The following is a 22,989-nucleotide window of genomic DNA, read 5'->3' on the forward strand; positions in this document are numbered from 1 at the left end:
GACAATCAATGATACGATTTTTTGTGGGAAATCAAATAATGACCCATACATACATATCTAGGAGTGGAAAAAATGGAAAAAACATTTTTAATGGTAAAGCCTGACGGCGTACAACGTGGTTTAATTTCTGAGTTTGTTTCTCGTTTTGAGAAAAAAGGTTTCCAACTTGCTGGTGCTAAGCTTATGAGCATCTCTAAAGAATTGGCTGAAGAGCATTACGGTGAGCATAAAGAGCGTCCTTTCTTCGGCGAACTAGTGGACTTTATCACTTCCGGTCCTGTATTTGCAATGGTATGGCAAGGTGAGAATGTAATCGGAACTGCACGCCAAATGATGGGTGCTACAAATCCTAAGGATGCTGCTCCAGGAACAATCCGTGGAGACTTCGGTATCACTGTGGGCAAAAACGTAATCCACGGTTCTGATTCAGCAGAAAGTGCTGAAAGAGAAATCGGCCTGTTCTTCAAAGAAGAAGAATTGGTAGAATACTCTAAGCTGATGAACGAGTGGATCTATTAATCAGATAATTAAAATGAACCCTGCAGCTTCCTATCATTTATTTGGAACTGTACAGAAAAAGCCTGATTCAGTCGAAACTAACTGAATCAGGCTTTTTTGTTAGGTTTTTCGTACATGGAGAGGAAACCATTCTGCAGATATTTAATAGCGGGTATATACTAAAAAAGCGATAGAATAAGAGTAGTTTTGTTAATGATTAATTATTATATTTGGTATTTTTTGCACCTTTTTTCTGAAATTTCAGCTATACTAGAAAGGCAAATATTATCGAATTTTGGAGTGTAGAAAATGACGGTTTACGGCTATGAACAATTCACCAAAGATATATACAGGAAGACTGGAATCAACCTTTTCTTATACAAGGAAGCCCAGATGAAGCGCAGGCTTACTTCTCTCTATGAAAAAAAAGGATTGGCGAATTTCAAAGATTTTTTTACGGCGATGGACAAGGACAGCCAGCTTCTTAACGAATTTCTCGACCGAATGACAATAAATGTAACAGAGTTCTATCGAAATGAGAAAAGGTGGGCAGTGCTCCAGGAAAAGATACTGCCGCGCCTTTTATCCCAAAGTAAGAAATTAAAGGTTTGGAGCGCAGCGTGTTCTACAGGAGAGGAACCCTATACGATTGCAATGATTATGTCCCATTTCCTGCCGCTCTCTGATATTTCTGTCAAGGCGACTGACATCGACACCAATGCCATTGCGAAAGCCAAGTTGGGGGTGTACCCTGAACGTTCATTAAATGAAGTGCCCAGCTTGGTTAAACAGAAATATTTTTCTAAAGAAGGCGACTTTTATAGTGTTTCGCCCCAGATAAAAAACACAGTATCCTTCAGGAGACAGAACCTGCTTGCCGATCCCTATGAGAGCAATCATGATTTAATCGTCTGCCGGAATGTCATGATATATTTTACGGAAGAAGCAAAAGAAGAAATCTATCATAATTTCAGTTCTGCGCTCCGCCCTGGAGGAGTACTCTTTGTCGGCAGTACAGAACAAATTTTTAATCCCGCGAAATACGGGTTGGAAACAGAAGACACTTTCTTCTACAGAAAGAAATGATCTGCACGCCTGGGCTCCCCTGGCGTTTTTTTTGTATAAAAATATGATCAGGACCGGAGATAATCTTCTAGGTACTGAAAGCCGGAATGTGTTATATTGATACAAAATTGTTAAGGTGGAAGGAGAGGCGAAGATGAGGTATTTAACAGCCGGAGAGTCACACGGCCCTCAGCTGACAACGATTCTTGAAGGAGTACCTGCAGGAATGCCGTTAAGCGCTGAAGATATAAATAATGAACTGGCGAGAAGACAAAAAGGACATGGGCGCGGACGCCGTATGCAAATCGAAACAGACAGAGTCAATATAGCAGGTGGGGTAAGGCACGGATTGACGCTGGGCTCTCCTCTTGCATTAATTGTAGAGAACAAGGACTGGAAGCATTGGACCAAAATTATGGGGATAGATTCTATATCTGCTGATGAACAAGATGATATCAAAAGAAAAATCACAAGACCGCGTCCGGGACATGCCGATTTGAACGGCGGCATTAAATATGGACACAGGGACTTAAGAAATGTACTTGAACGCTCCTCAGCAAGAGAGACAACTGTCAGGGTTGCTGCAGGGGCTGTCGCCAAAAAATTACTGGCCTTGCTGGGAATTAAGGTTGCAGGACATGTAAGAGAAATTGGTGGAGTAAAGGCAGAAAATACTCATTATCGAAATATTGACGAGCTTATTGAGAAAACGGAGAAATCTCCGGTCCGCTGTCTTGATGGGGAAGCTGCAGAAAAGATGATGCTGGAGATTGACGCTGCGAAGAAATCGGGTGATTCGATTGGGGGAGTAGTAGAAGTAATTGTTGAGGGAATGCCTCCCGGAGTCGGGAGCTATGTCCATTATGACCGAAAGCTTGATGCGAGGATTGCTATGGCTGTCATGAGCATTAATGCATTCAAAGGTGTTGAGTTTGGGCTGGGCTTTGAGATGGCAAGAAAGCCTGGTAGTGAAGTGCATGATGAAATCGCCTGGAATGAAGAAATTGGTTACTACAGGAAAACCAACCGCCTGGGCGGCTTTGAGGGCGGTATGACGACAGGGATGCCAATTGTGATAAAAGGAGTCATGAAACCGATCCCGACCCTTTACAAACCGTTAAAGAGTGTGGATATTGACAGTAAAGAGGAGTTTGAGGCAAGTATAGAACGTTCGGACAGCTGTGCAGTACCTTCGGCGAGCGTTGTTGCTGAAGCGGTGGTTGCCTGGGAGCTTGCTAGTGCTCTGTGCGCTCAGTTTAACAGTGATGAATTTACTCGGTTTAAGGCCTCAGTTGAAGAATATCGCGAGTATTCAAAGGAGTTTTAAGAAGTGGATATACTGCAGATTAAAACCGACACCAAACAATATCCAGTCTACATAGGAAATAATATCTTGGGCGAGCTTCAACACATCTTAAGTGAGCTGGAAATTTCCCGCATCATGGTGATAGCTGACAAAACAGTCCATGGCCTTTATATGGAGCTGCTGCAAGAGTATTTGCCTTCATCAGTGGTATGTTCGGTTTTTCCTGTTCCTTCAGGAGAAGAAGCAAAAACACTAAAGGTATATGAAGATTGCATGACATTCGCTATTAATAATGGACTGGACCGCCAGTCTGTTATCATTGCTTTTGGCGGCGGAGCTTGCGGTGATCTGGCTGGTTTTGTTGCAGCTACCTTTATGAGAGGGATCAGGTTCATCGGAATACCGACTACAATACTCGCCCATGACAGTTCAGTCGGCGGGAAGGTAGCAGTCAACCATAGGCTCGGAAAGAATCTTATAGGACAGTTTTATCATCCTGAAGCAGTTATCTATGATACAGCATTCCTGGCCAGTCTCCCTTTAAAAGAAGTCCGTTCGGGTATGTCTGAAGTCATTAAACATTCTCTGATTTCAGATAACAGCTTTTATGAACGCCTGCAAAAAAACCTGGCCAGTTTTTCCGATATTGACCAATCATTCTTAATAGACTGTTTAAAGCAGGGCATCGCTGTAAAGGCGGAAATCGTTTCTCAAGATGAAAGAGAAACAGGAGTCAGGGCATTTCTGAATTTTGGCCATACCTATGGACATGCCCTTGAAAATCTTGCAGGCTATAAAGGGGTTTCACATGGTGAAGCGGTTATGGCGGGCATGATTTTTTCTTTGTTTTTGAGTATAAAGTATACTGGACTCCAATTCGACCTCAAACAATTTATTAAATGGATTAAAAACCTTGGCTATCCTACATCTTTCGCAGGACAATGTTCTTTTGAGGAGATATATGCAGTTATGTCCAGGGATAAAAAAGCTTTTAAAAAAGTTCCTAAGTTTGTGCTGTTAAGTGAGATAGGAAAGCCTGTTTTGATGGAGGTTGGCAAGGGAGACTTGAAAGCTGCACATAAATTTGTTGCCGGAATATAAAAGGAGGTAAGGGACGCTGAGATAATCCAGTGATCTCTATATCATGAATTGAAAACGAAATGCGGTCATTCTCTAGTAGCTGCCATTTAAGTATAGATTAATCCCTGAAAAGTATGGTAGTATATACGCAACACTTTAGTGTGATAACGCATTAGAGGATTGAAGTGAAAAGGGAGTGGCTTAGGTGAATTGGAAAAAGCAAATAGAAAACTTAAAAGCTTATCAGCCGGGGAAAACAATAGATGATGTGAAGAAGATTTATGGTTTGGAGAAGATTGTAAAACTCTCCTCTAATGAAAATCCATTTGGTTTTTCAGCTCGGGTGAGAGAATACCTGAAAAAATCTGAGTTTGTCTATTCTGTTTATCCTGATGGTTATGCAAAGACGCTAAGAAATTCACTTGCGGATCATCTTGGAGTGTCGGAACAGCAGCTTATCCTTGGCAATGGATCGGACGAAATCATTCAGATCATTGCAAGAGCTATACTGCAGAAAGGCACTAATACAGTGATGCCGGCACCAACGTTCCCTCAATACAAACACAACTCGTTAATTGAAGGGGCAGAAATAAGAGAAGTCAATCTGGATGAAGAAGGCAAGCATAATCTTGATCAAATGCTGGAATCAATAGATGAGAATACAACAGTTGTTTGGCTTTGCAGTCCTAATAATCCAAGCGGACAATACATTTCGAAGAAGGAACTTACAAGCTTTTTGGACAATGTTCCTGCTCATGTTTTAACGGTTTTAGATGAAGCTTATTTTGAGTATGTTACTGCAGAAGATTATTACGATTCCATCAAGCTTATTGAGAAGTATCCTCGCCTGATCGTCACAAGAACCTTTTCTAAAGCTTATGGGCTGGCAGGTCTTCGTGTCGGCTACGGAATAGCAAATGAAGAAATCATCTCCAAGCTGGAGCCGATCAGAGAGCCATTCAACAATAACATTATTGCCCAGGGGGCAGCGGCAGCTGCGCTTTCTGACCAGCAGTTCATAGAAAATTGCTGTCAATCCAATCGAGAAGGAATGCAAATGTACTACGACCTTTGTGAAGAAAACGGGTTGAAATATATTCCTTCACAGGCTAACTTCATTGTAATCGATTTTGGGATTGATGGAGATGAAGTGTTTCAATTCTTATTAAGCAAAGGGTATATTGTCAGGTCTGGTAAGGCATTGGGGTATCCAACTTCCGTAAGGATCACCATCGGTACACCCCAGCAGAATAAAGGATTGATTGCCACGATTAGAAGTTTTCTGAAAACATTAGAATGAATTTCAGAGAGCTGCCTGTTAATGACAATCTGGAAAGAAGAAGGTGAATTCCTGTTGAAAGGAACAGTTCTGGTTGCCGGTTTAGGTTTAATCGGCGGCTCTCTTTGTATCAGTATAAAACGCGCTCATCCTCAAGCAGTCATTTTAGGATATGATAAAGATAAGAATGAATTAAACCGCGCCAAAGAGCTCGGGATAATCGATGCAGAAGCAGACTCTTTTCAAGAGGCAGCTGAATCAGCGGACTTAATTATACTGGCAGCCCCTGTGATGCAGATCGTGAAATTAATTGAACTAGTTCAAACATTCGACTTAAAGGAGAATGTTTTAATAACAGATACAGGCAGTGTGAAAAAGCCAATTATGAAAATCTCCAGCATGCTTTCCCGCAAAGGAGTTGCATTTATTGGCGGGCATCCGATGGCCGGTTCACATAAAAGTGGAGTGGCAGCAGCGAAAGATCTCCTGTTTGAAAATGCCTATTACATTTTGACGCCTGCTGAAGCGGCTTCGAAAGATCAAATAGTGACTCTTGAAGAATGGTTAAAAGGAACGAGAGCGAAGTTTCTTACCATGAAAGCGATACAACATGATGAGTTAACTGGAATCATCAGCCATTTTCCTCATCTGGTTGCTGCATCATTGGTTCATACTGCTAAAAATGCACACGGGGCGTTTCCGCTGCTTTCCCGGCTGGCGGCAGGGGGCTTCAAGGATACAACTAGAATAGCCTCAGCTGATCCGCAGATGTGGAGTGATATTACTCTGCAAAACAGTGAAGTGCTAATCAAGCTGCTGAAGGATTGGAATAGCAATTCTTCAAGGCTGCTCGAAATGCTGGAGAAACAAGATGAGGAAAAAACCTATCAGTTTTTCTCTGATGCAAAAATGTTTCGAGATGGATTGCCGGCCAAAAGTAAAGGGGCCATTCCGGCATTTCACGATTTGTTCATTGATATTCCCGATCATCCTGGTGTTATTTCTGATATAACTGCCCATCTTGCCCAAGAAGGCATCAGCATCACAAACATCCGCATCTTGGAGATGAGGGAGGATACGGTCGGCCGTTTGGTTATCAGTTTTCAAAGCAATGGGGACCTTGATAAAGCCAAGAGTTGTTTAACTAGAAAAACAAAATATGAAGTTCTATGATATCAGGATAATATCAATATAAAGGTGGTTGCTATGGGGAATTCTATGGAGTTAGCGATTTCAAGCAAAGGACTGAATGGGACATTAAGAGTGCCAGGTGACAAATCGATTTCACACCGGGCTGTCATGTTTGGGGCGGTTGCCAATGGCCTTACCACCATACATAATTTTTTAAAGGCCGAGGATTGCATGAGTACTATATCTTGTTTTAGAAAAATGGGCGTGAAAATATCTGAGGTAAATGATCAGGTTGTCATTGAAGGGAAAGGCTGGGAAGGCTTGAATGAACCTCAAGATTTCCTTGATGTAGGGAATTCTGGGACCACGGCCCGCCTAATGGCAGGTATCCTGGCAGGTAGACCTTTTTATTCCGTCATTATTGGAGATGAATCAATAGCTAAAAGGCCCATGAAAAGGGTGACGGGTCCCCTTTCCCTGTTTGGGGCAGCTATAGACGGCCGGAACAATGGCCAGTTTACCCCGATTTCCATCAGGGGGGGAGAGCTTGTACCGATAGAATATAGTCTTCCTGTTGCAAGTGCTCAAGTGAAATCAGCCTTATTATTTGCTGCTTTGCAGGCAGATGGTGTCTCAGTGATAAAAGAGCCGGTTCCGACCCGGAATCATACTGAGTCGATGATCAAAAAGTTCGGCGGAGAGATCAGAAGTGAAAAAGGCATAATTACGCTAAAAGGCGGGCAGGAGTTCAAGGGAACAGAAGTACTTGTACCGGGGGATATTTCATCTGCTGCTTTTTTCCTGGCTGCTGCCGCGATTGTACCTGGGAGCAAGGTGGTGCTGCCGGGCATTGGGCTGAACCCTACAAGGACAGGGGTTATTGAGGTTCTGGAAAGAATGGGTGCTGACATTTCCGTTGAAGTGGAAGAGGGGGCACACTTTGAACCAAGGGGAACTGTCATCGTCCAAACGTCCAACTTAAAAGGAATAGAAATTGGCGGAGAAATCATTCCCTCATTAATTGATGAAATTCCTGTCATCGCCCTCCTTGCAACTCAAGCAGAAGGACGCACTGTCATAAGAGACGCAGAAGAATTGAAAGTCAAAGAAACGAACAGGATAGACGCAATTGTGACTCAGTTAAAAGCACTTGGAGCAAACATTGAAAGTACTGAAGACGGAATGATTATCCATGGGAAAACAGAGCTGTCAGGAGGAACTGTCGACTCACTTGGTGATCACAGGATTGGCATGACCCTTGCGGTTGCAGCATTAATATGCAATGAAGAGGTCAGCTTAAAAAATGCCCAAGCCGTTAACATATCGTATCCCTCCTTTTATTCTGACCTGGCCGGATTATCAAAAAAGTAAATTAAAAGGAAAAGACATCCCTTTAAACGGAGATGTCTTTTCCTTTTTGCTTTGTTAATTAATGATATTGTTAATTAGGACTAAAAAAAGTATTCAAAACTCCATATAGGCTTTAACAATGTTTTTTGTCATTAGTTTGCTCTTTTTCTCATAGCTTGTCTTAAGAGAAGAAGGGAGAGTAGGCAATGGCATATATAATAAATGATGTACCCTGTATCGAATATGACCGAAGAAGAAACCTTACAATTCTAGTAAAGGATAATCAAATCCGTTCTATTAATGCAAATTACAATCGCTGCAGCTTCCCGCGTATGAATATTTCTCCATTTCTCATGTCTCCTGTCCACGTCATGGCGGATCTTGATCTTCCGGAATTCCTTGAGTTCACTAACTTTAAATCTTATTTTACAACTGAATTTATAAACCGCGGATGCACTACACTGATCACTTCATTCCGTATAGAATACCTTTCGGAATTTGCCGATAACCTGAATAGGAAGAGGACAACTATGTTAAGCAGTCCGATCGATTACGTACTTGTCCTTAAATGTAAGCCAAAACTGGTCACCCCTGAACTCATCAGGCTTTTAAAACGAAACAAAATTCCCGCCATATTTATTGAAATATCGTCTGCAGAGGATTTGCAGGAAATTGCCTGGGGCTGGATCAAACAAACAATATATGGATATCCTCTAGTTTTTTGTCCACTAATTTCACCGGAAATCGACAAGAGAGAGTGTGCGAAGTTATTGAATGTATGGCAAGATATTCTAAAAAACGAAGGAATTCCTCATTCAAAATCTCAAATATCGCCAAAAAAACCCCTGCCCTTGCAGTTTTTGAAAAAAATTGGCATCTTTCCCCTTAAAGGGAATTTCACTGTAGGCGGAGAAATTAGTTATAACCTATATAAAACTCCCCCTTCTGAAATAGTTGATGATTGCCAATCATTTCTTTATGATAATCATATGTTAATCCTCACAGTTAACAAGGGTAAAGTACTTATGTCTAACGGTAGATGTTTCTTTCAGCCGGGAGCAGGAGAAGAGTTAAGAATTAAAACACCCGGCTACTTTACGTGAACATCTTCTGATATAATTCGGAAAACCCTTCTATAAAGTACTTGTAGAAGAAAGGAATATTTAATATGAACTATGCAGAAGAAATGCTGACTTCCCTGGAAAGCGGGGATTTGGAAAGTGCGAGAAAACATTTCAAGCGGGTGAAGAACTTAGGTGCTGATGAAGAAAAATTTTCACTTGCAGAAAGCCTTTATCATCTGGGATTTTTGGAAGAATGCAAGGAATTACTTGAAATCCTCGTGTCAAAATATCCTGGAGAAGGCGAGCTGCTGGTAATGTTGTCAGAAGTTCATGTGGAAATGGACGATGAGGAAGGTGCGCTGGATCTGCTTTCAGATATGGATGAGGCGGATCCGGATTATCCGAGAGCATTACTTTTACAGGCGGATTTATACCAAATGCAAGGCCTTTTCGAGGTAAGCGAGCAGAAATTGCTGCAAGCCAAGAGAATCTTATCTGAAGAACCTGTCATTGATTTTGCGCTCGGGGAACTATATCTGGAAATTGGCAAGTTCCTTGAAGCAATCCGGTCATATGAAAATGTGCTGAAGTCAGGCAAAATCAATGTAGGCGGGGTCGATGTTCATCAAAGGATGGGAGAGGCGCTTAGTGCTGGAGGAGACTTTGAGCAAGCGATGGACCATTATGAAAAAGCGCTGGATGAGCACCTGGAAATTAACACTCTTTTCGGTTATGCATTCACTGCTTACCAGGCGGGCCATTATTCTAAAGCTATAGAAAAGCTTGAATCAGTTAAAGAACTTGATCCGGATTACAATTCACTTTACCTTTTGCTTTCAAAAGCCTATGAGCATGAAGAAGAACTTGAAAAAAGCCTTGAAACAGTGAAGCAGGGAATCACACATGATGAGTTTAACAAAGAGTTACTGTTCCACGGAGGTAAAATCCTTTTGAAGCTGGGTAGAGAAGAGGAAGCTGAGCAGTTTATGCGGGAATCTCTGGCGCTTGACCAAGGCTATATGGAAGCCGCACTGACACTGAACAAATTGTTTCTTCAGCAGGAAAGGTACGAAGACATCCTTGAAATAATCAAACTGATGGAAAGTGAAGGGGAGGAAGATCCTCAGCTCCACTGGGACGCAGCTACAGCTTATGAAAAAACAGAAGATTATAAAGAAGCATTAAAACAATACCGTCTTGCATATACTTTCTTTAAAGAACATACTGAATTTCTTCAAGAATATGGATATTTCCTTATCGAAGAAGGAGAACACGGCGAAGCACGAGAAGTATTTAAAGAATTGTTAAAGAAAGATCCTTCAAACGAAGAATGGGCAATGGTAATAGAAAGATTGGAAGAATAGCTCCGCTCCGATTGAATCGGAAAGAAATAATACGCAGAGGAGGGAATAGAATGAAGACCCCTGTATCTGTCAACGAGAAAAAGGATTTCATCCGGTGGTTCTTAAATCGTTACCAGCTGAAAAGACGCGAATGTGTTTGGATTCTAAATTACCTTATGAGTCACGACCAGCTTATGAAAAAAGTTCATTTTGTTGAAGAAGCACAGTATTGTCCAAGAGGGTTGATCATGTCCACCCACTGTGTAGAGGAAGTGCCTTTCAGGTTCTACAAAGAAAATATCATGACAACAGACGCAGAAAAGTCGTTTCATGATATCAGGCTGAACAAGGATGAGGATATTTACATTCAACTGAATTTCAGCAAGTCAAATGCCTCTTATCAGTACGCTGCAGTACAGGAAGAAAACCCATTCATGCCGAAATACCTGCTTATCAATGAAAAAGACAGGATCATCGCTGAACAATTCCTGAAAAGCAGTATAGAGACATACCAGAAACAAAAGCTTCTGGCGGCCATAGATCAGGCTCTTGACCGAAATGATAAAGAGGAATTCGAAAGGCTCACCACACAATTAAAGAACATACCAAGCTGACTAATAAAAAAGCTGACAATCCATAATAAATGGATGTCAGCTTTTTTATTTTATTATACAACCCTCATTTGTAAGTATTGTTGCTATTCAATTAGTGCAGGGGATTTTTTGGCGTTGGATCTCAATTTACGTAAACCCGCAGTATTTCTTAAGCCAAATTGAACCCCCTGCAAAGACGGTATGCCGCCATAGAAAACAAAAAAACATCGTAGAGAAGCCTAGATGCTCAAACGATCAAGAAGTTTGAAAAACTGTCTTGAAAGTAAATGAATTGTAAATTGCACTTCACTCGCACACCTGATTCCAATAGGTTTTTATATCCTAGGTACCATCAAACTTTCATCCGAAAAGATATAGTGGTATCATAATCGGCAAGAAGGACAAACAAGAGGTGAATGCAATGAACTGGAATGGCAAGGAAGTTGAGCTTTATTTACAAGAAAAAAAATACATCGACACAGCGATTGTCCCCCTGCTCCCTGTAGGGATGGAAGAAAATATGAAAACATTTGCTGCCCAGGGAGAATTCATATCCCTGCTGTCCATGTATCTTGAACATCAATTCAAAGGGAGGCTGATGTTATTCCCGGCCTTTACTTATCTTAATTCGGAAGACAAGGGGGCAGTTGAGAAAAGGCTGAGTGAGTGGAGATCAAGCATGAAAGATTCAGGGTTCCAATATGTGTTTTTCCTGACTTCTGATAGTGATTGGAAATTCAGTAACGAAGGGCTGGAACGAGCACTGATGTGGGTTCCTTCAATTCCGCTTGATAATCTTGAAGAAAAATACAAACACTCAATAATGGAGGATCAGGTCAAGCAGCTGTTAAATGTAATCGTAAAAAAATGGCAGAGTGAGGGCTGACATAAAAAAGTCACATTGTTGCCATCTTTTTAAATCACTCTCTTATTGACCTGATAGAGAGATTAATATATCATTATTATGTCCTAGTTTTATATTTGTGCGAAAAATGTCCGTCGGACTGACCTTACGATAGAGGGGGGATAAGGATGAGTAAACAACGTGTATCTAGACGTCAATTCCTTAATTATACGCTAACTGGTGTAGGCGGTTTCATGGCTGCCGGAATGTTGATGCCAATGGTTCGTTTTGCAATCGATCCTGTACTGAAAGCAGAAGCAGGAGGCGATTTCATCGCAACGAAACAAAAGGTTGATGATTTAACAACTGAACCTGTACGTGTGGATTACAGCTACGAGCAAGTAGATGCGTGGTACACCTCTGAGATCACTCAGACAGCTTGGGTTTACAAAGATGAAGAAGGCAATGTTGTAGCGCTTTCGCCAGTTTGTAAGCACTTGGGCTGTACAGTTAACTGGAATGGGGACAAGAATCATGAGAACATGTTCTACTGCCCATGCCATGGCGGCCTTTATAAGAAAAACGGGAAAAACATTCCTGGAACACCGCCGGTAGCACCGTTGGATCAATATCCAACACAGGTAAAAGACGGTATCTTATACCTTGGAAAACCAGAACCAAATAAACTTGTAAAGTAAAGGAGGCGTAATCAGTGCTGAACAAAATGTATGATTGGGTTGATGAGCGTTTAGACATTACGCCTTTATGGCGCGATATTGCTGATCATGAAGTGCCTGAGCATGTTAACCCTGCACATCATTTCTCTGCATTCGTCTACTGCTTTGGCGGTTTGACTTTCTTCGTGACAGTCATTCAAATCTTATCTGGAATGTTCCTGACAATGTACTATGTTCCGGATATTCAAAACGCTTGGCAGTCTGTTTATTATCTTCAAAATGAAGTAGCTTTCGGACAAATTGTCCGCGGTATGCACCACTGGGGAGCCAGTTTAGTTATTGTAATGATGTTTTTACATACGTTACGTGTCTTTTTCCAAGGAGCATACAAGAAGCCTCGTGAATTGAACTGGGTTGTCGGAGTACTTATTTTCTTCGTCATGCTTGGTCTTGGGTTCACCGGATATTTATTACCATGGGATATGAAAGCGCTATTTGCGACCAAGGTTGGTTTGGAAATTGCAGCAGCAACACCGTTTATCGGAGAACAAGTTAAGACCCTCCTAGCCGGTGATGCTACGATTGTAGGAGCACAGACTCTTACTCGTTTCTTCGCCATTCATGTGTTCTTCCTGCCTGCAGCTTTGCTTGGCTTAATGGGAGCTCACTTCTTGATGATTCGTAAACAAGGGATTTCAGGCCCGTTGTAAGATATTCAATTCAACAAGGTTATTGATTCACCTTAATTAAAAAGGAGGGGACACTATGCATAGAGGGAAAGGGATGAAGTTCGTAGGTGACTCGCGTGTACCTGCAGAACGTAAGCCTAACATTCCGAAAGATTATTCCGAGTTCCCTGGGAAAACAGAAGCCTTCTGGCCGAACTTCTTGTTAAAAGAATGGTTGGTTGGAGCGGTATTCTTAATCGGTTATCTGTGCCTGACGGTAGCTCATCCATCGCCGTTAGAGCGTATTGCCGATCCAACGGATGCGGGATATATTCCATTACCTGACTGGTATTTCTTATTTCTTTATCAATTGTTAAAGTACACTTATGCATCTGGTCCGTATAATGTTATCGGTGCATTTGTTATTCCAGGACTTGCTTTTGGAGCTCTTCTATTAGCTCCATTCATTGACCGCGGGCCTCACCGCCGTCCTACAAAGCGTCCATTTGCGACAGGATTCATGTTATTGGCTCTTGCAGCGACGATTTTCCTGACTTGGGAATCAGTTGTCAACCATGACTGGGAAGCAGCTAAGAAACAAGGCCAGATCGTTGCGGAAGTTGAAGTTGATACTGAATCTGAAGGTTACCAGATCTATCAAGAAAACGGATGTATCAACTGTCACGGTGATACACTTCAAGGCGGTGCAGCTGCACCTTCTCTAGCTAACTTAGATCTTAGCGAAGAAGAAATTGCTGATATCGCAGTGAACGGTAAACCGCCAGGAATGCCTGCAGGTATGTTTAATGGTACTGACGAAGAACTTGCTAAACTGGCAACATTTATTGCAGAACTCCAAAGTGAATAAAAAAAGATCCAGCTTTGCTGGGTCTTTTTTTTATTGAAAAATATAAAGATAAAATTTTAAAAAAGCCTGCTTTATTGACACTTATGCGCCTGTATAGAGGATTCTTTCCCATGCAGGAAGGTTTCTGCCTTTAGAAAGTGGATAATCTTCCCTTGTTTCTTTATAATTTATATGGATGCATATTTTTTAACATGATGAGAGCTTTTAGACCGAAGCTGAAAGGAAGAAAGTATGAATTTATTATATTCTTATCTGACCAACAAATCGTTCCTGGGATTGTTACTGGTTATCAATGTGCTTGGTACAATCTATGGTTACATCTGGTATCTTCCTCAATTGGAAAGAACCGCTCCGCACTTTTTAATTTTTGTTCCAGACAGTCCTACTGCCAGTTTGTTTTTTTGCTTTGTGATTGCTGCCTTTTTACTGGGGAAAAATTGGCCATTGATGGAAGCGCTGGCTATCATAACGTTATTCAAGTATGGCATTTGGGCAGTGGTCATGAATTTATTGACGCTGGCCGTAGCAGGTGATTTATCCTGGCAAGGTTATATGTTGATCGGCTCCCACTTTGCAATGGCTGTACAAGGAATCCTCTATTCCCCTTATTACCGTGTGAAGGCATGGCATATTGCCGCAGCTGCGATTTGGACTTTGCATAATGACGTCATCGACTATGTATTTATGCAATACCCTACCTATTCACAACTCCATCTGTACATAAGGGAAATCGGGTATTTTACATTCTGGCTGAGCATTGCCTCAATATTCTTGTGTTATATTTTCACTAGAAAAGTGGAGAGAAGAAACATCGGATTGCAGGATTCTCTCTATCAATAGAATTTTAAGGTCTACTCTTGTCCACCCTCTCATACAATTTATTAGTAGTTTGAGGGGGGACAAGTATGAAATTATTCAGATCGGTTTTGCTTGCAATATTACTTTTTATGCTAAGTGTTCCGGTTTATACATCAGCTGGGGAAACATCTTTAACAGAGCTGGATAACATCGCCGATGAGGCCTTGCAAATGACAAAATCGGGTCGATTTGATGAAGCGAGACAGCTTTTACAATATTTTTCGGACAAGTTCGATGAATTGACGGCAATGGACCGCTCTTTCACAATGGATGAACTGAGGATTCTTACGGTGTCACACGAAGGGGCCTTGCAATCTCTGACGAATTCCTCTGAGACTTTAGAACAAAGAGTAGATTCAGTCATCACCTTCAGGCTGGTCATGGATGCGATATCCTCCCAGCATCAGCCACTCTGGACAGAAATGGAAAAGCCGATCATGGCAGCCTTTCAACAAGTACAGGAGGCTGCAAGTGCCGGGAACACCGAGGAGTATCACTCCACTCTCAATCAGTTCTTGACGAAGTACAGTATCATTCAGCCAAGCATCAAACTGGATGTGTCCGTTGAAAAGGTTCAGCAGCTTGACTCCCGGATCACTTTTATAGACAGGTACCGGAGTGAAGCAGGAGGAAGCCCTGAAGCAATGAATGAATTGAATACACTGGAGAGTGACTTACAGGATTTGTTTGACGGCCTCACAGAAGATGAAGCAGATCCATCTCTGTGGTGGGTGATTACCACAACAGGAAGTATCATTATCCTTACATTATCTTATGTTGGCTGGAGAAAATATAAAGGTCAAGCCGGGCAGTCAAAGTCTGAAAGGCAAAAGGATTGACAACCTTTATCTGTCGGGATAAAATTTGATTAATCACATCAAGATGGAGGTTTGAAATGGGAGGATTTATCCTTTATTTCATTATTATTTCACTGATACCTATTATGGCCAGCCTTAATGTCAAAAAGACGTTCAAGAAATATTCAAAGGTGGCCACCACATCCGGAATGACGGGAGCCGAAATGGCCAGAAGAATATTGGATGAAAATGGCTTGCATGAAGTGAAGGTTGTAGAAGGACGCGGCTTTCTAAGCGATCATTACAACCCATTAACTAAGACAGTTGCATTATCACCGGATAATTTCCATGGTCATTCTGTGGCTGGTGCAGCGGTTGCTGCCCACGAAGTCGGTCATGCAATCCAGGACGGCCAGAACTACAGTTTCCTTCGTTTTAGACACGCGCTGGTACCTGTTGCCAACATCGGTTCCAATTTATCCTGGGTGTTTATCATGATCGGATTCTTCACTACTATTACTGAAATGTTCCTGCTGGGTATTGTATTGATGGCGGCTGGTGTGCTGTTTCAGTTGATCACTTTGCCAGTCGAATTTAATGCCTCTTCAAGAGCAATGGACCAAATTGTTTCTCTTGGCCTGATTCGCAATGAAGAAGAACGTCATGCGAAAAAAGTCTTGAATGCAGCTGCCTTAACTTATGTAGCAGCAGCCGCTGTGGCAATAATTGAATTGCTGCGTCTTGTGCTGATTTTTACAGGAATGCAAGGCGAAGATTGAACAAAACAAAAAGTGCTTCCACAACAGGAAGCACTTTTTGTTTTCATCTATTGCTGCATGCGTTATAGAATTGACTTTAGTCTTCCAAAGGGTTCTTGTTAGCATCCAGTGTAAATCCTTCTCCTAACACATCATGTACAACTGTAACGGATACAAATGCATGAGGATCGACAAAACTGATAATATTTTTCAAACGCACAATTTCATTTTTGCCGACGACACAATAGAGAACATTGCGATTTTGTTTAGTAAACGAACCATGACCTTTAAGGACAGTTACACCACGGTCCATTTTCTCATTGATGGTATCCGCAATTTCTTCATGTTTCTCAGAAATGATCATTGCCCCTCTGGCGGCGTATGCTCCTTCTTGCATGAAATCAATCACACGGGCTCCAACAAAGACGGCAACAAGAGTATACATCGCTTCTCTGTAGCCAAGGTATGTAACTAGAGAAACCGAAATGACAATGGCATCAAACATAAACATAGTCTTCCCCATACTCCAGCCTACATATTTATGGACAAGCCTTGCGATGATATCGACTCCGCCAGTTGTGCCGCCATATCGGAAAATAATACCGAGTCCGACACCGAGGAATACGCCGGCGAACAATGCAGCCAGGAACAAATCTCCTTCCAGCGGGATTGCCATTTGATATCGCTGGAAGATCCATAAGAATACTGAAAGACTTATCGTCCCTATAATAGTATAGAAAAATGCACGCCTGCCCAGAAACTTCCACCCGATTAAAAATATAGGGATATTTAACGCCAGGTTAGAATAAGAAGGATCAATGCCGGCAAGAAAATATAGTAACAGGGTAATACCTGTAAATCCGCCTTCTGCAAGCTCATTCTGCATATTGAAATGAACCAGTCCGAATGCAAATATTGCAGAACCGAGCAATATGAATAGTGTGTTTTTGATTTTGAGTCCGAAGAGCATAGACATTTCCTCCAATCTTTCCAATTTTTATAACAGAGCAATTATATAGGAACGGGTGAAAACTATCAATAAACATCAGAAATGACACCCTAGTCTAATTATTTGTAAAAAATTGATTCTTTAGCTAACATAATAGAAGAAATTAGCGAGGTGTTTACAATGAACCACAATGACAACAATAAATCAATCAAGCAGATGCAAGAAGAAGTGGATACATACATAAGCCAGTTTAAAGAAGGGTATTTCAGTCCATTGGCCATGATGGCGCGGTTGACGGAAGAAATGGGGGAACTGGCCAGGGAAATCAATCACTATCATGGTGAGAAACCGAAAAAAAGCACTGAAAAAGAAAATACAATTGAAGAAGAGCTTGGGGATGTTCAGTTTGTCATCACCTGTTTGGCCAACTCGCTTGGAATAGACCTTGAAAAAGCTCATAATACAGTTATGCACAAATTTAACACCAGGGATAAAGACCGCTGGACACGTATAGAGGAGGACGAAAGTAATGGCAGCAATTAAGGTGACGATTGCGGGACCGAGAGGCAGGATGGGCAGTGAAGCGGTGAAAATGGTGGAAACTACAAGCCATTTGAAGTTGATCAGCGTCCTTGATCACAAAAATGGAGGTGTGATGCTCAGTGATATAGAGGGGTTCGCGAATTCACGCGGAGTCCCTGTCTACACAGATATCAATGAGTGTTTCAATGAAGGAACTCCGGATGTACTTATAGATTTAACCACCCCTGAAACGGGTTATTTACATACAAAAACAGCATTAGAGCATGGTGTCAGGCCGGTGGTGGGGACAACAGGTTTTACCACTGAACAATTGAAGGAATTGACTGAACTGGCTTCTGAGAAAAGCCTAGGCTGTATCATCGCACCTAACTTCGCTGTAGGTGCAGTATTAATGATGAAATTTTCTCAAATGGCTGCTAAATATTTTGAAGATGTCGAAATCATCGAACTTCACCATGACCAAAAGCTTGATGCACCATCGGGCACAGCTGTCAAAACAGCGGAAATGATTTCCTCTCAGAGAAAGCCAAAGGTTCAGGGCCATCCGGAGGAAAAAGAGACGATTGAAGGAGCAAGAGGTGCAGACTATGAAGGTATGCATATTCACAGTGTCCGGCTGCCTGGACTTATTGCTCATCAGCAGGTGCTTTTTGGTGCTGACGGTCAGACATTGACAATCCGGCATGATTCATATAACAGGGCCTCATTCATGTCAGGTGTAAAGTTCTGCGTGGATACGGTAATGAACCTGGAAACATTGGTGTATGGGTTAGAAAATCTTTTAGATTGATTAATAAAGTTCAGGAGGCAGGACAGCTTTGTGTTCCAATAGGCGTTGTGTCTGCTGCCTGGGTTTACAGAAGGGGTGTTTGTGTTGAACATTGCTTTAGTTGCGCATGATAAAAAGAAGGATAATTTAATCCGTTTTGTTCTGGCTTATAAAAATACATTCCTACAACACCGTCTCTATGCAACAGGGACAACCGGGAAAAGAATTGCGGAAGAAACTGGCCTGGAGATTGAACGGTTTAAATCAGGGCCTCTGGGCGGAGATCAGGAAATAGGGGCATATATTGCAAATGATAAGATGGACGTCGTCATTTTCTTCAGAGATCCACTGACAGCACAGCCACATGAACCGGATGTTTCAGCTCTGATCCGCCTCTGCGATGTCTATTCAGTTCCGCTTGCTACTAATATGGGGACTGCGGAAGTACTGATTAAAGGACTAGAGAGAGGGCATATCGAGTGGCGTGATATCCAAAAAGATTTGAAGGAGAACAGTTGAGATGGAAACAGATATCCTGGCGTTTGGTGCTCATTCTGACGATGTTGAAATCGGAATGGGCGGAACAATTGCCAAATATGCAGCAGAAGGAAAGCAAATCGTCATTTGTGACTTGACTAAGGCTGAAATGTCTTCAAATGGGACACCGGAGTCAAGGGAGAAGGAGGCAGAAGAGGCTGCTTCTATTCTCGGTGCTGCGGTAAGGCTGAATATTGGCTTGCCGGACAGAGGGTTATATATGAAAAAAGAATTCATAGACCAGATTGTCCGAATCATCCGGCTTTATAAGCCGAAAGCAGTATTTGCACCCTACGAAATTGACAGGCATCCCGATCATGGCAATGCTTCAGGTTTGGTTAAGGAAGCATTCTTTTCAGCAGGTATCAGAAAGTATGGGAGCGAAGAATTAGGGGATGCCCATAAGCCTGCTGCTTTGTATTTTTACATGATCAATGGTTTTCATAACCCTGATTTTGTCATCGATATAAAAGAATACATAAAAACGAAATTAAATAGCTTGCAAGCATATCAAAGTCAATTTGTCCGTTCTGAAGCTAGCGTCTCCACCCCTCTCACAGAAGGGTATCTGGAGTCCGTGGAAGCCAGGGAAAGAATGATGGGAAAATCAGCAGGACTGACTTTTGCAGAAGGATTTTTTGCTCATAACACTTTGATTGTTCACAAGGATTTATTAGGAGAGTAGTATATGAAATTAAAAATAGGGATTACCTGTTATCCTACTGTGGGGGGATCCGGAGTAGTAGCGACCGAGCTTGGCAAATTGCTGGCTGAAAAAGGCCATGAAATACATTTTATAACGTCCAGTGTTCCGTTCAGGCTCAATAAAATGTATCCTAATATCTATTATCATCAGGTTGAAGTGAATCATTATTCAGTGTTCCAGCACGCTCCTTACGATATAGCACTTGCTAACAAGATGGCTGTGGTGGCTAAGAGGGAAAAGCTTGATATTCTACATGTTCATTATGCTGTGCCTCATGCTGTTTGTGCGATTCTGGCTAAACAGATGGCAGATACTGAACTGAAAATCGTAACTACTTTACATGGTACAGATATTACAGTATTGGGGTATGATCCTTCCTTAACAGAAGCTATTCGATTCGGGATAGAGCAATCCGATCATGTGACAGCTGTTTCCCATGCTCTCGTGGATCAAACGCATTCACTGATCAAACCCGATAAGGATATAGAAACAGTCTACAACTTTATCGATGAACGTGTTTACCGAAAAGTGGACTCTGAACATCTAAAAAGAGATTATGGAATAATGCCTGAAGAAAAAGTGATTATCCACGTCTCAAACTTCAGGGCGGTCAAAAGGGTCCAGGATGTTGTCCATTCCTTCAACAAGATAAGTCAGCAAATCCAATCCAAATTGCTCTTGGTAGGGGATGGACCGGAAATGACCGTTATTTGCCAGCTGGTAAGGGAGCTGGGCTTGAAAGATAAGGTACTCTTTCTGGGTAAACAGGACAGCCTTGAAGAGCTTTACTCCATGAGTGACCTGATGCTGCTGCTTTCTGAAAAAGAAAGTTTTGGATTGGTTGCCCTAGAAGCAATGGCTTGCGGGGTCCCTTGTATAGGAACGGATATAGGCGGAATACCAGAAGTGATCGAAGACGGCTTTAACGGATTCATTTGTCCATTGGGGGATATTGATACTGTCGCTGATAAGGCTGTATCTTTGTTTAGTTCTGGCCGTTCCTACCAGTTGCTTTCAGAAAATGCGTTGAGCACAGCGAGAACTAAATTTCATTGGAGTAAAATAGTCAGCCAATATGAAGACATATATATGAATCTGCTGGCGAAAGATAGGTGATTATGAGATGCTGCCTGAATTGTTTGAACAGGCGAGGCCTGTCCTTAGGAAGCTGGAGGAAGCGGGATATCAGGCTTTCTTTGTCGGGGGGGCTGTAAGGGATTTACTCTTAAACAGATCGACCAACGATATTGATATTGCAACTTCCGCTCTGCCTGAAGAAGTAAAATCGGTTTTCCCTAAGACAATAGATGTGGGGATAGAACATGGTACAGTTGTAGTCATTAATAAGAGTGTACCCTATGAAATTACGACGTTTAGAAGTGAATCTGGCTATAGGGACCACCGAAGACCGGAATCAGTCACATTCATCACTTCACTAAGAGAAGATTTAAAAAGAAGAGATTTCACGATGAATGCAATCGCCATGGACAGTTCCGGCCGCATTCACGATCCTTTTCAGGGAGAAGAAGACCTGAAAGCGTGTATGATCAGGACAGTAGGAGCAGCAGATGAGCGTTTCAAGGAAGATGCCCTCAGAATGATGAGGGCAGTTCGTTTTATGGCCCAGCTCAATTTCAAGGTGAATATTGAAACATTTGAAAGCATTAAACAAAATGGAAAAACCCTAAATTATATTGCTGTTGAAAGAGTAACTGCTGAGTTTGAAAAACTGCTGAGCGGAAAGTATAAAGAGGCATCCTTTAAGACAATGGAACGTACAGGCTTACATAGATATCTGCCTGGCCTGAACAGCGGCGAAGAAGCGTTTCGGTCACTAGGAATGCTTTCTTATAATCATCTTACTAACGTCCAAATGTGGCTGCTTCTTGTGTATCTATCAAAAGACGGCACTTCTTTCCTGGAAAACTGGAGACTTCCATCTAAAAAGGCGAAATACATTACTAGAGCGCATTCGTTCCTTCTATCGAGGATAACGAAAGAATGGGATCAATACGCACTCTATCAGGCCGGTTATCAAACAGCTGTCGATGTTGAAACGGTTTACGCTGTACTCAATCATTGTAAGGCAAAAGCTGATGAACTAAAAAAATCATTCGATAAGCTGCCGATAAAGGACAGAGGGCAGCTTCAGTTAACCGGTAATGACCTCATGGAATGGACAGGAAAAACAGGTGGCGCCTGGATAAAAGAAGAGCTGAAAAAAGCAGAAATGGCAGTCATCAAAGGCAAGATACCCAATGAAAAAAATGCCATAAGGGAGTGGTTAGGGCTTTGCAATCACCAATAAGAAAAAAACTGATGGATGCATTTATGGAAACTGAAGGCGAGTTCTTATCAGGACAAGCTTTAGCTGATATAGCAGGTTGTTCACGTACGGCTGTGTGGAAGCATATCGAAGAGCTGAGAAAAGATGGCTATGAATTCGAGGCTGTAAAAAAAAGGGGATACAGAATCGTCAAAGCGCCTGATAAGGTAAGCCAGAATGAAATCAACATGGGCTTAAGAACAAGAGCAGTAGGAAGAACGATTGAATACGTAGAATCAGCACCTTCAACCCAGAAAATCGCTCACGCCCTTGCGCAAGAAGGAGCAAAAGAGGGCACTGCCGTCATTGCGGATGAGCAAACGGAAGGAAGAGGAAGGCTGCTGAGAAGCTGGCATTCACCTAAAGGAACTGGAATCTGGATGAGCATCATTCTAAAACCGCAGCTTCCTCCCCAAAAAGCTCCTCAATTCACTTTGATAGCTGCAGTGGCGGTGGTGCAGGCAATAGAAGAGGTGGCAGGTCTAAGTCCGGAAATTAAATGGCCTAATGACATTTTGCTGCACGGAAGGAAAGTAACCGGAATATTGACAGAACTTCAAGCAGAAGCGGACAAAATCAATTCGATCATTATCGGCATCGGTATGAATGTCAACCAGGAGACAGAAGATTTTCCTGAAGAGCTTCAAACTATTGCAACTTCCCTGGCAATGGAGAAAGGGGAAAAGATTTCCCGGGCCAAGTTAATCCAAAAGGTAATGGAAAAGCTTGAAATGTACTATGACTTGTACATGGAGAAAGGTTTTACTCCGATAAAATTACTTTGGGAAAGTTATGCCGCCAGCATTGGCAGACAAATTACGGCCAGGACCATAACCGGAAGTATCCATGGAAAGGCACTGGGAATCAATGAAGATGGCGTATTAAGAATAGAGGATACTGAAGGGCGTATCCATGAAGTATACTCAGCGGATATTGAATTGAATTGAAATCGCTTTCTTGCTGCCTTTTTTCTATTGAAT

At 42.0% G+C, this 22,989-nt stretch carries 25 protein-coding genes; 24 read left to right on the plus strand and 1 reads right to left on the minus strand.

From position 1 onward, the window contains the following. Nucleotides 1-72: 72 nt before the first annotated feature. The 17 genes from ndk (at nucleotide 73) to M1E09_RS07655 (ending at nucleotide 16,200) form a co-directional block, all read left to right on the plus strand. Nucleotides 73-519 (plus strand): nucleoside-diphosphate kinase, encoded by a 447-nt coding sequence (gene ndk, locus M1E09_RS07575; RefSeq protein ID WP_456274229.1) that lies wholly within the window; start codon nucleotides 73-75, stop codon nucleotides 517-519. A gap of 288 nt (nucleotides 520-807) precedes the next feature. Further along, entirely contained in the window at nucleotides 808-1,584 is a 777-nt protein-coding gene (locus tag M1E09_RS07580; protein WP_456274230.1) for a CheR family methyltransferase, read from the plus strand. A gap of 133 nt (nucleotides 1,585-1,717) precedes the next feature. Further along, the gene (gene aroC / locus M1E09_RS07585; RefSeq protein WP_456274231.1) at nucleotides 1,718-2,890 is read left to right on the plus strand and encodes a chorismate synthase; all 1,173 of its coding nucleotides are present in this window, start codon (nucleotides 1,718-1,720) and stop codon (nucleotides 2,888-2,890) included. Between the two features lie 3 nt (nucleotides 2,891-2,893). Further along, nucleotides 2,894-3,970 carry a 3-dehydroquinate synthase gene (gene aroB, locus M1E09_RS07590; RefSeq protein ID WP_456274232.1) on the plus strand — a complete coding sequence of 359 codons (1,077 nt, stop codon included), beginning with the start codon at nucleotides 2,894-2,896 and terminating at the stop codon, nucleotides 3,968-3,970. Nucleotides 3,971-4,154: 184 nt separating this feature from the next. Then, complete coding sequence (gene hisC / locus M1E09_RS07595; RefSeq protein WP_456274233.1) at nucleotides 4,155-5,249, plus strand: histidinol-phosphate transaminase; 1,095 nt, start codon at nucleotides 4,155-4,157, stop codon at nucleotides 5,247-5,249. Between the two features lie 54 nt (nucleotides 5,250-5,303). Beyond that, nucleotides 5,304-6,401, plus strand: coding sequence for a prephenate dehydrogenase (locus tag M1E09_RS07600; RefSeq protein ID WP_456274935.1), 1,098 nt, complete (start codon nucleotides 5,304-5,306; stop codon nucleotides 6,399-6,401). Nucleotides 6,402-6,434: 33 nt separating this feature from the next. After that, entirely contained in the window at nucleotides 6,435-7,730 is a 1,296-nt protein-coding gene (gene aroA, locus M1E09_RS07605) for a 3-phosphoshikimate 1-carboxyvinyltransferase (RefSeq protein WP_456274234.1), read from the plus strand. A gap of 185 nt (nucleotides 7,731-7,915) precedes the next feature. Beyond that, complete coding sequence (locus M1E09_RS07610; RefSeq protein WP_456274235.1) at nucleotides 7,916-8,812, plus strand: hypothetical protein; 897 nt, start codon at nucleotides 7,916-7,918, stop codon at nucleotides 8,810-8,812. Nucleotides 8,813-8,877: 65 nt separating this feature from the next. Beyond that, on the plus strand, nucleotides 8,878-10,137 hold the full coding sequence (locus tag M1E09_RS07615) for a tetratricopeptide repeat protein (RefSeq protein ID WP_456274236.1): 1,260 nt from the start codon (nucleotides 8,878-8,880) through the stop codon (nucleotides 10,135-10,137). A gap of 50 nt (nucleotides 10,138-10,187) precedes the next feature. Further along, the gene (locus tag M1E09_RS07620) at nucleotides 10,188-10,730 is read left to right on the plus strand and encodes a ReoY family proteolytic degradation factor (protein WP_456274237.1); all 543 of its coding nucleotides are present in this window, start codon (nucleotides 10,188-10,190) and stop codon (nucleotides 10,728-10,730) included. Nucleotides 10,731-11,130: 400 nt separating this feature from the next. Next, nucleotides 11,131-11,595: a YpiF family protein gene (locus tag M1E09_RS07625; RefSeq protein WP_456274238.1), complete on the plus strand. Its 465-nt coding sequence runs from the start codon at nucleotides 11,131-11,133 to the stop codon at nucleotides 11,593-11,595. A gap of 146 nt (nucleotides 11,596-11,741) precedes the next feature. Continuing rightward, nucleotides 11,742-12,251: a QcrA and Rieske domain-containing protein gene (locus M1E09_RS07630; RefSeq protein ID WP_456274239.1), complete on the plus strand. Its 510-nt coding sequence runs from the start codon at nucleotides 11,742-11,744 to the stop codon at nucleotides 12,249-12,251. A 14-nt stretch (nucleotides 12,252-12,265) separates the two neighbouring features. Beyond that, nucleotides 12,266-12,940, plus strand: coding sequence for a menaquinol-cytochrome c reductase cytochrome b subunit (qcrB, locus tag M1E09_RS07635; RefSeq protein WP_456274241.1), 675 nt, complete (start codon nucleotides 12,266-12,268; stop codon nucleotides 12,938-12,940). Between the two features lie 55 nt (nucleotides 12,941-12,995). Further along, on the plus strand, nucleotides 12,996-13,766 hold the full coding sequence (locus M1E09_RS07640; protein ID WP_456274242.1) for a c-type cytochrome: 771 nt from the start codon (nucleotides 12,996-12,998) through the stop codon (nucleotides 13,764-13,766). A 231-nt stretch (nucleotides 13,767-13,997) separates the two neighbouring features. Beyond that, nucleotides 13,998-14,606: a lipoprotein heptaprenylglyceryl N-acetyltransferase LhaT gene (gene lhaT, locus M1E09_RS07645; RefSeq protein WP_456274243.1), complete on the plus strand. Its 609-nt coding sequence runs from the start codon at nucleotides 13,998-14,000 to the stop codon at nucleotides 14,604-14,606. Nucleotides 14,607-14,671: 65 nt separating this feature from the next. Next, on the plus strand, nucleotides 14,672-15,463 hold the full coding sequence (gene ypjB, locus M1E09_RS07650) for a sporulation protein YpjB (RefSeq protein WP_456274244.1): 792 nt from the start codon (nucleotides 14,672-14,674) through the stop codon (nucleotides 15,461-15,463). A gap of 56 nt (nucleotides 15,464-15,519) precedes the next feature. Further along, nucleotides 15,520-16,200 carry a zinc metallopeptidase gene (locus tag M1E09_RS07655; RefSeq protein WP_456274245.1) on the plus strand — a complete coding sequence of 227 codons (681 nt, stop codon included), beginning with the start codon at nucleotides 15,520-15,522 and terminating at the stop codon, nucleotides 16,198-16,200. Nucleotides 16,201-16,276: 76 nt separating this feature from the next. On the opposite strand, the gene M1E09_RS07660 is transcribed toward M1E09_RS07655, so the two are convergent. Next, nucleotides 16,277-17,149, minus strand: coding sequence for a YitT family protein (locus tag M1E09_RS07660; RefSeq protein WP_456274246.1), 873 nt, complete (start codon nucleotides 17,147-17,149; stop codon nucleotides 16,277-16,279). A gap of 159 nt (nucleotides 17,150-17,308) precedes the next feature. Here M1E09_RS07660 and M1E09_RS07665 point away from each other — a divergent pair, with 159 nt between their 5' ends. The 7 genes from M1E09_RS07665 to M1E09_RS07695 all read left to right on the plus strand — a co-directional run bounded on the left by M1E09_RS07665 (nucleotide 17,309) and on the right by M1E09_RS07695 (nucleotide 22,956). Then, nucleotides 17,309-17,671, plus strand: a complete 363-nt coding sequence (locus tag M1E09_RS07665) for a nucleotide pyrophosphohydrolase (RefSeq protein WP_456274247.1) — start codon at nucleotides 17,309-17,311, stop codon at nucleotides 17,669-17,671. Then, nucleotides 17,658-18,461 (plus strand): 4-hydroxy-tetrahydrodipicolinate reductase, encoded by an 804-nt coding sequence (gene dapB / locus M1E09_RS07670; RefSeq protein WP_456274248.1) that lies wholly within the window; start codon nucleotides 17,658-17,660, stop codon nucleotides 18,459-18,461. Before M1E09_RS07665 ends, dapB begins: the two co-directional genes overlap by 14 nt. A gap of 84 nt (nucleotides 18,462-18,545) precedes the next feature. After that, nucleotides 18,546-18,959 carry a methylglyoxal synthase gene (mgsA, locus tag M1E09_RS07675; protein ID WP_456274249.1) on the plus strand — a complete coding sequence of 138 codons (414 nt, stop codon included), beginning with the start codon at nucleotides 18,546-18,548 and terminating at the stop codon, nucleotides 18,957-18,959. 1 nt (nucleotide 18,960) lies between these two features. After that, nucleotides 18,961-19,662 carry a bacillithiol biosynthesis deacetylase BshB1 gene (gene bshB1, locus M1E09_RS07680; protein ID WP_456274250.1) on the plus strand — a complete coding sequence of 234 codons (702 nt, stop codon included), beginning with the start codon at nucleotides 18,961-18,963 and terminating at the stop codon, nucleotides 19,660-19,662. Between the two features lie 3 nt (nucleotides 19,663-19,665). Continuing rightward, nucleotides 19,666-20,799 (plus strand): N-acetyl-alpha-D-glucosaminyl L-malate synthase BshA, encoded by a 1,134-nt coding sequence (gene bshA, locus M1E09_RS07685; protein WP_456274251.1) that lies wholly within the window; start codon nucleotides 19,666-19,668, stop codon nucleotides 20,797-20,799. 7 nt (nucleotides 20,800-20,806) lie between these two features. After that, the gene (locus M1E09_RS07690; RefSeq protein WP_456274252.1) at nucleotides 20,807-21,991 is read left to right on the plus strand and encodes a CCA tRNA nucleotidyltransferase; all 1,185 of its coding nucleotides are present in this window, start codon (nucleotides 20,807-20,809) and stop codon (nucleotides 21,989-21,991) included. Continuing rightward, nucleotides 21,976-22,956 carry a biotin--[acetyl-CoA-carboxylase] ligase gene (locus M1E09_RS07695; protein ID WP_456274253.1) on the plus strand — a complete coding sequence of 327 codons (981 nt, stop codon included), beginning with the start codon at nucleotides 21,976-21,978 and terminating at the stop codon, nucleotides 22,954-22,956. Before M1E09_RS07690 ends, M1E09_RS07695 begins: the two co-directional genes overlap by 16 nt. The last annotated feature ends 33 nt before the right edge of the window (nucleotides 22,957-22,989 follow it).

The sequence above is a fragment of the Bacillus sp. AK031 genome (assembly GCF_053903065.1).

What these genes read in the sequence shown, in the direction of transcription:
- ndk (WP_456274229.1), top strand. Translation starts at nt 73, where the DNA reads ATGGAAAAAACATTTTTAATGGTAAAGCCTGACGGCGTACAACGTGGT.
- M1E09_RS07580 (WP_456274230.1), top strand. Translation starts at nt 808, where the DNA reads ATGACGGTTTACGGCTATGAACAATTCACCAAAGATATATACAGGAAG.
- aroC (WP_456274231.1), top strand. Translation starts at nt 1,718, where the DNA reads ATGAGGTATTTAACAGCCGGAGAGTCACACGGCCCTCAGCTGACAACG.
- aroA (WP_456274234.1), top strand. Translation starts at nt 6,435, where the DNA reads ATGGGGAATTCTATGGAGTTAGCGATTTCAAGCAAAGGACTGAATGGG.
- M1E09_RS07610 (WP_456274235.1), top strand. Translation starts at nt 7,916, where the DNA reads ATGGCATATATAATAAATGATGTACCCTGTATCGAATATGACCGAAGA.
- M1E09_RS07615 (WP_456274236.1), top strand. Translation starts at nt 8,878, where the DNA reads ATGAACTATGCAGAAGAAATGCTGACTTCCCTGGAAAGCGGGGATTTG.
- M1E09_RS07620 (WP_456274237.1), top strand. Translation starts at nt 10,188, where the DNA reads ATGAAGACCCCTGTATCTGTCAACGAGAAAAAGGATTTCATCCGGTGG.
- M1E09_RS07625 (WP_456274238.1), top strand. Translation starts at nt 11,131, where the DNA reads ATGAACTGGAATGGCAAGGAAGTTGAGCTTTATTTACAAGAAAAAAAA.
- M1E09_RS07630 (WP_456274239.1), top strand. Translation starts at nt 11,742, where the DNA reads ATGAGTAAACAACGTGTATCTAGACGTCAATTCCTTAATTATACGCTA.
- M1E09_RS07640 (WP_456274242.1), top strand. Translation starts at nt 12,996, where the DNA reads ATGCATAGAGGGAAAGGGATGAAGTTCGTAGGTGACTCGCGTGTACCT.
- lhaT (WP_456274243.1), top strand. Translation starts at nt 13,998, where the DNA reads ATGAATTTATTATATTCTTATCTGACCAACAAATCGTTCCTGGGATTG.
- ypjB (WP_456274244.1), top strand. Translation starts at nt 14,672, where the DNA reads ATGAAATTATTCAGATCGGTTTTGCTTGCAATATTACTTTTTATGCTA.
- M1E09_RS07655 (WP_456274245.1), top strand. Translation starts at nt 15,520, where the DNA reads ATGGGAGGATTTATCCTTTATTTCATTATTATTTCACTGATACCTATT.
- M1E09_RS07660 (WP_456274246.1), bottom strand. Translation starts at nt 17,149, where the DNA reads ATGCTCTTCGGACTCAAAATCAAAAACACACTATTCATATTGCTCGGT.
- M1E09_RS07665 (WP_456274247.1), top strand. Translation starts at nt 17,309, where the DNA reads ATGAACCACAATGACAACAATAAATCAATCAAGCAGATGCAAGAAGAA.
- dapB (WP_456274248.1), top strand. Translation starts at nt 17,658, where the DNA reads ATGGCAGCAATTAAGGTGACGATTGCGGGACCGAGAGGCAGGATGGGC.
- bshB1 (WP_456274250.1), top strand. Translation starts at nt 18,961, where the DNA reads ATGGAAACAGATATCCTGGCGTTTGGTGCTCATTCTGACGATGTTGAA.
- bshA (WP_456274251.1), top strand. Translation starts at nt 19,666, where the DNA reads ATGAAATTAAAAATAGGGATTACCTGTTATCCTACTGTGGGGGGATCC.
- M1E09_RS07690 (WP_456274252.1), top strand. Translation starts at nt 20,807, where the DNA reads ATGCTGCCTGAATTGTTTGAACAGGCGAGGCCTGTCCTTAGGAAGCTG.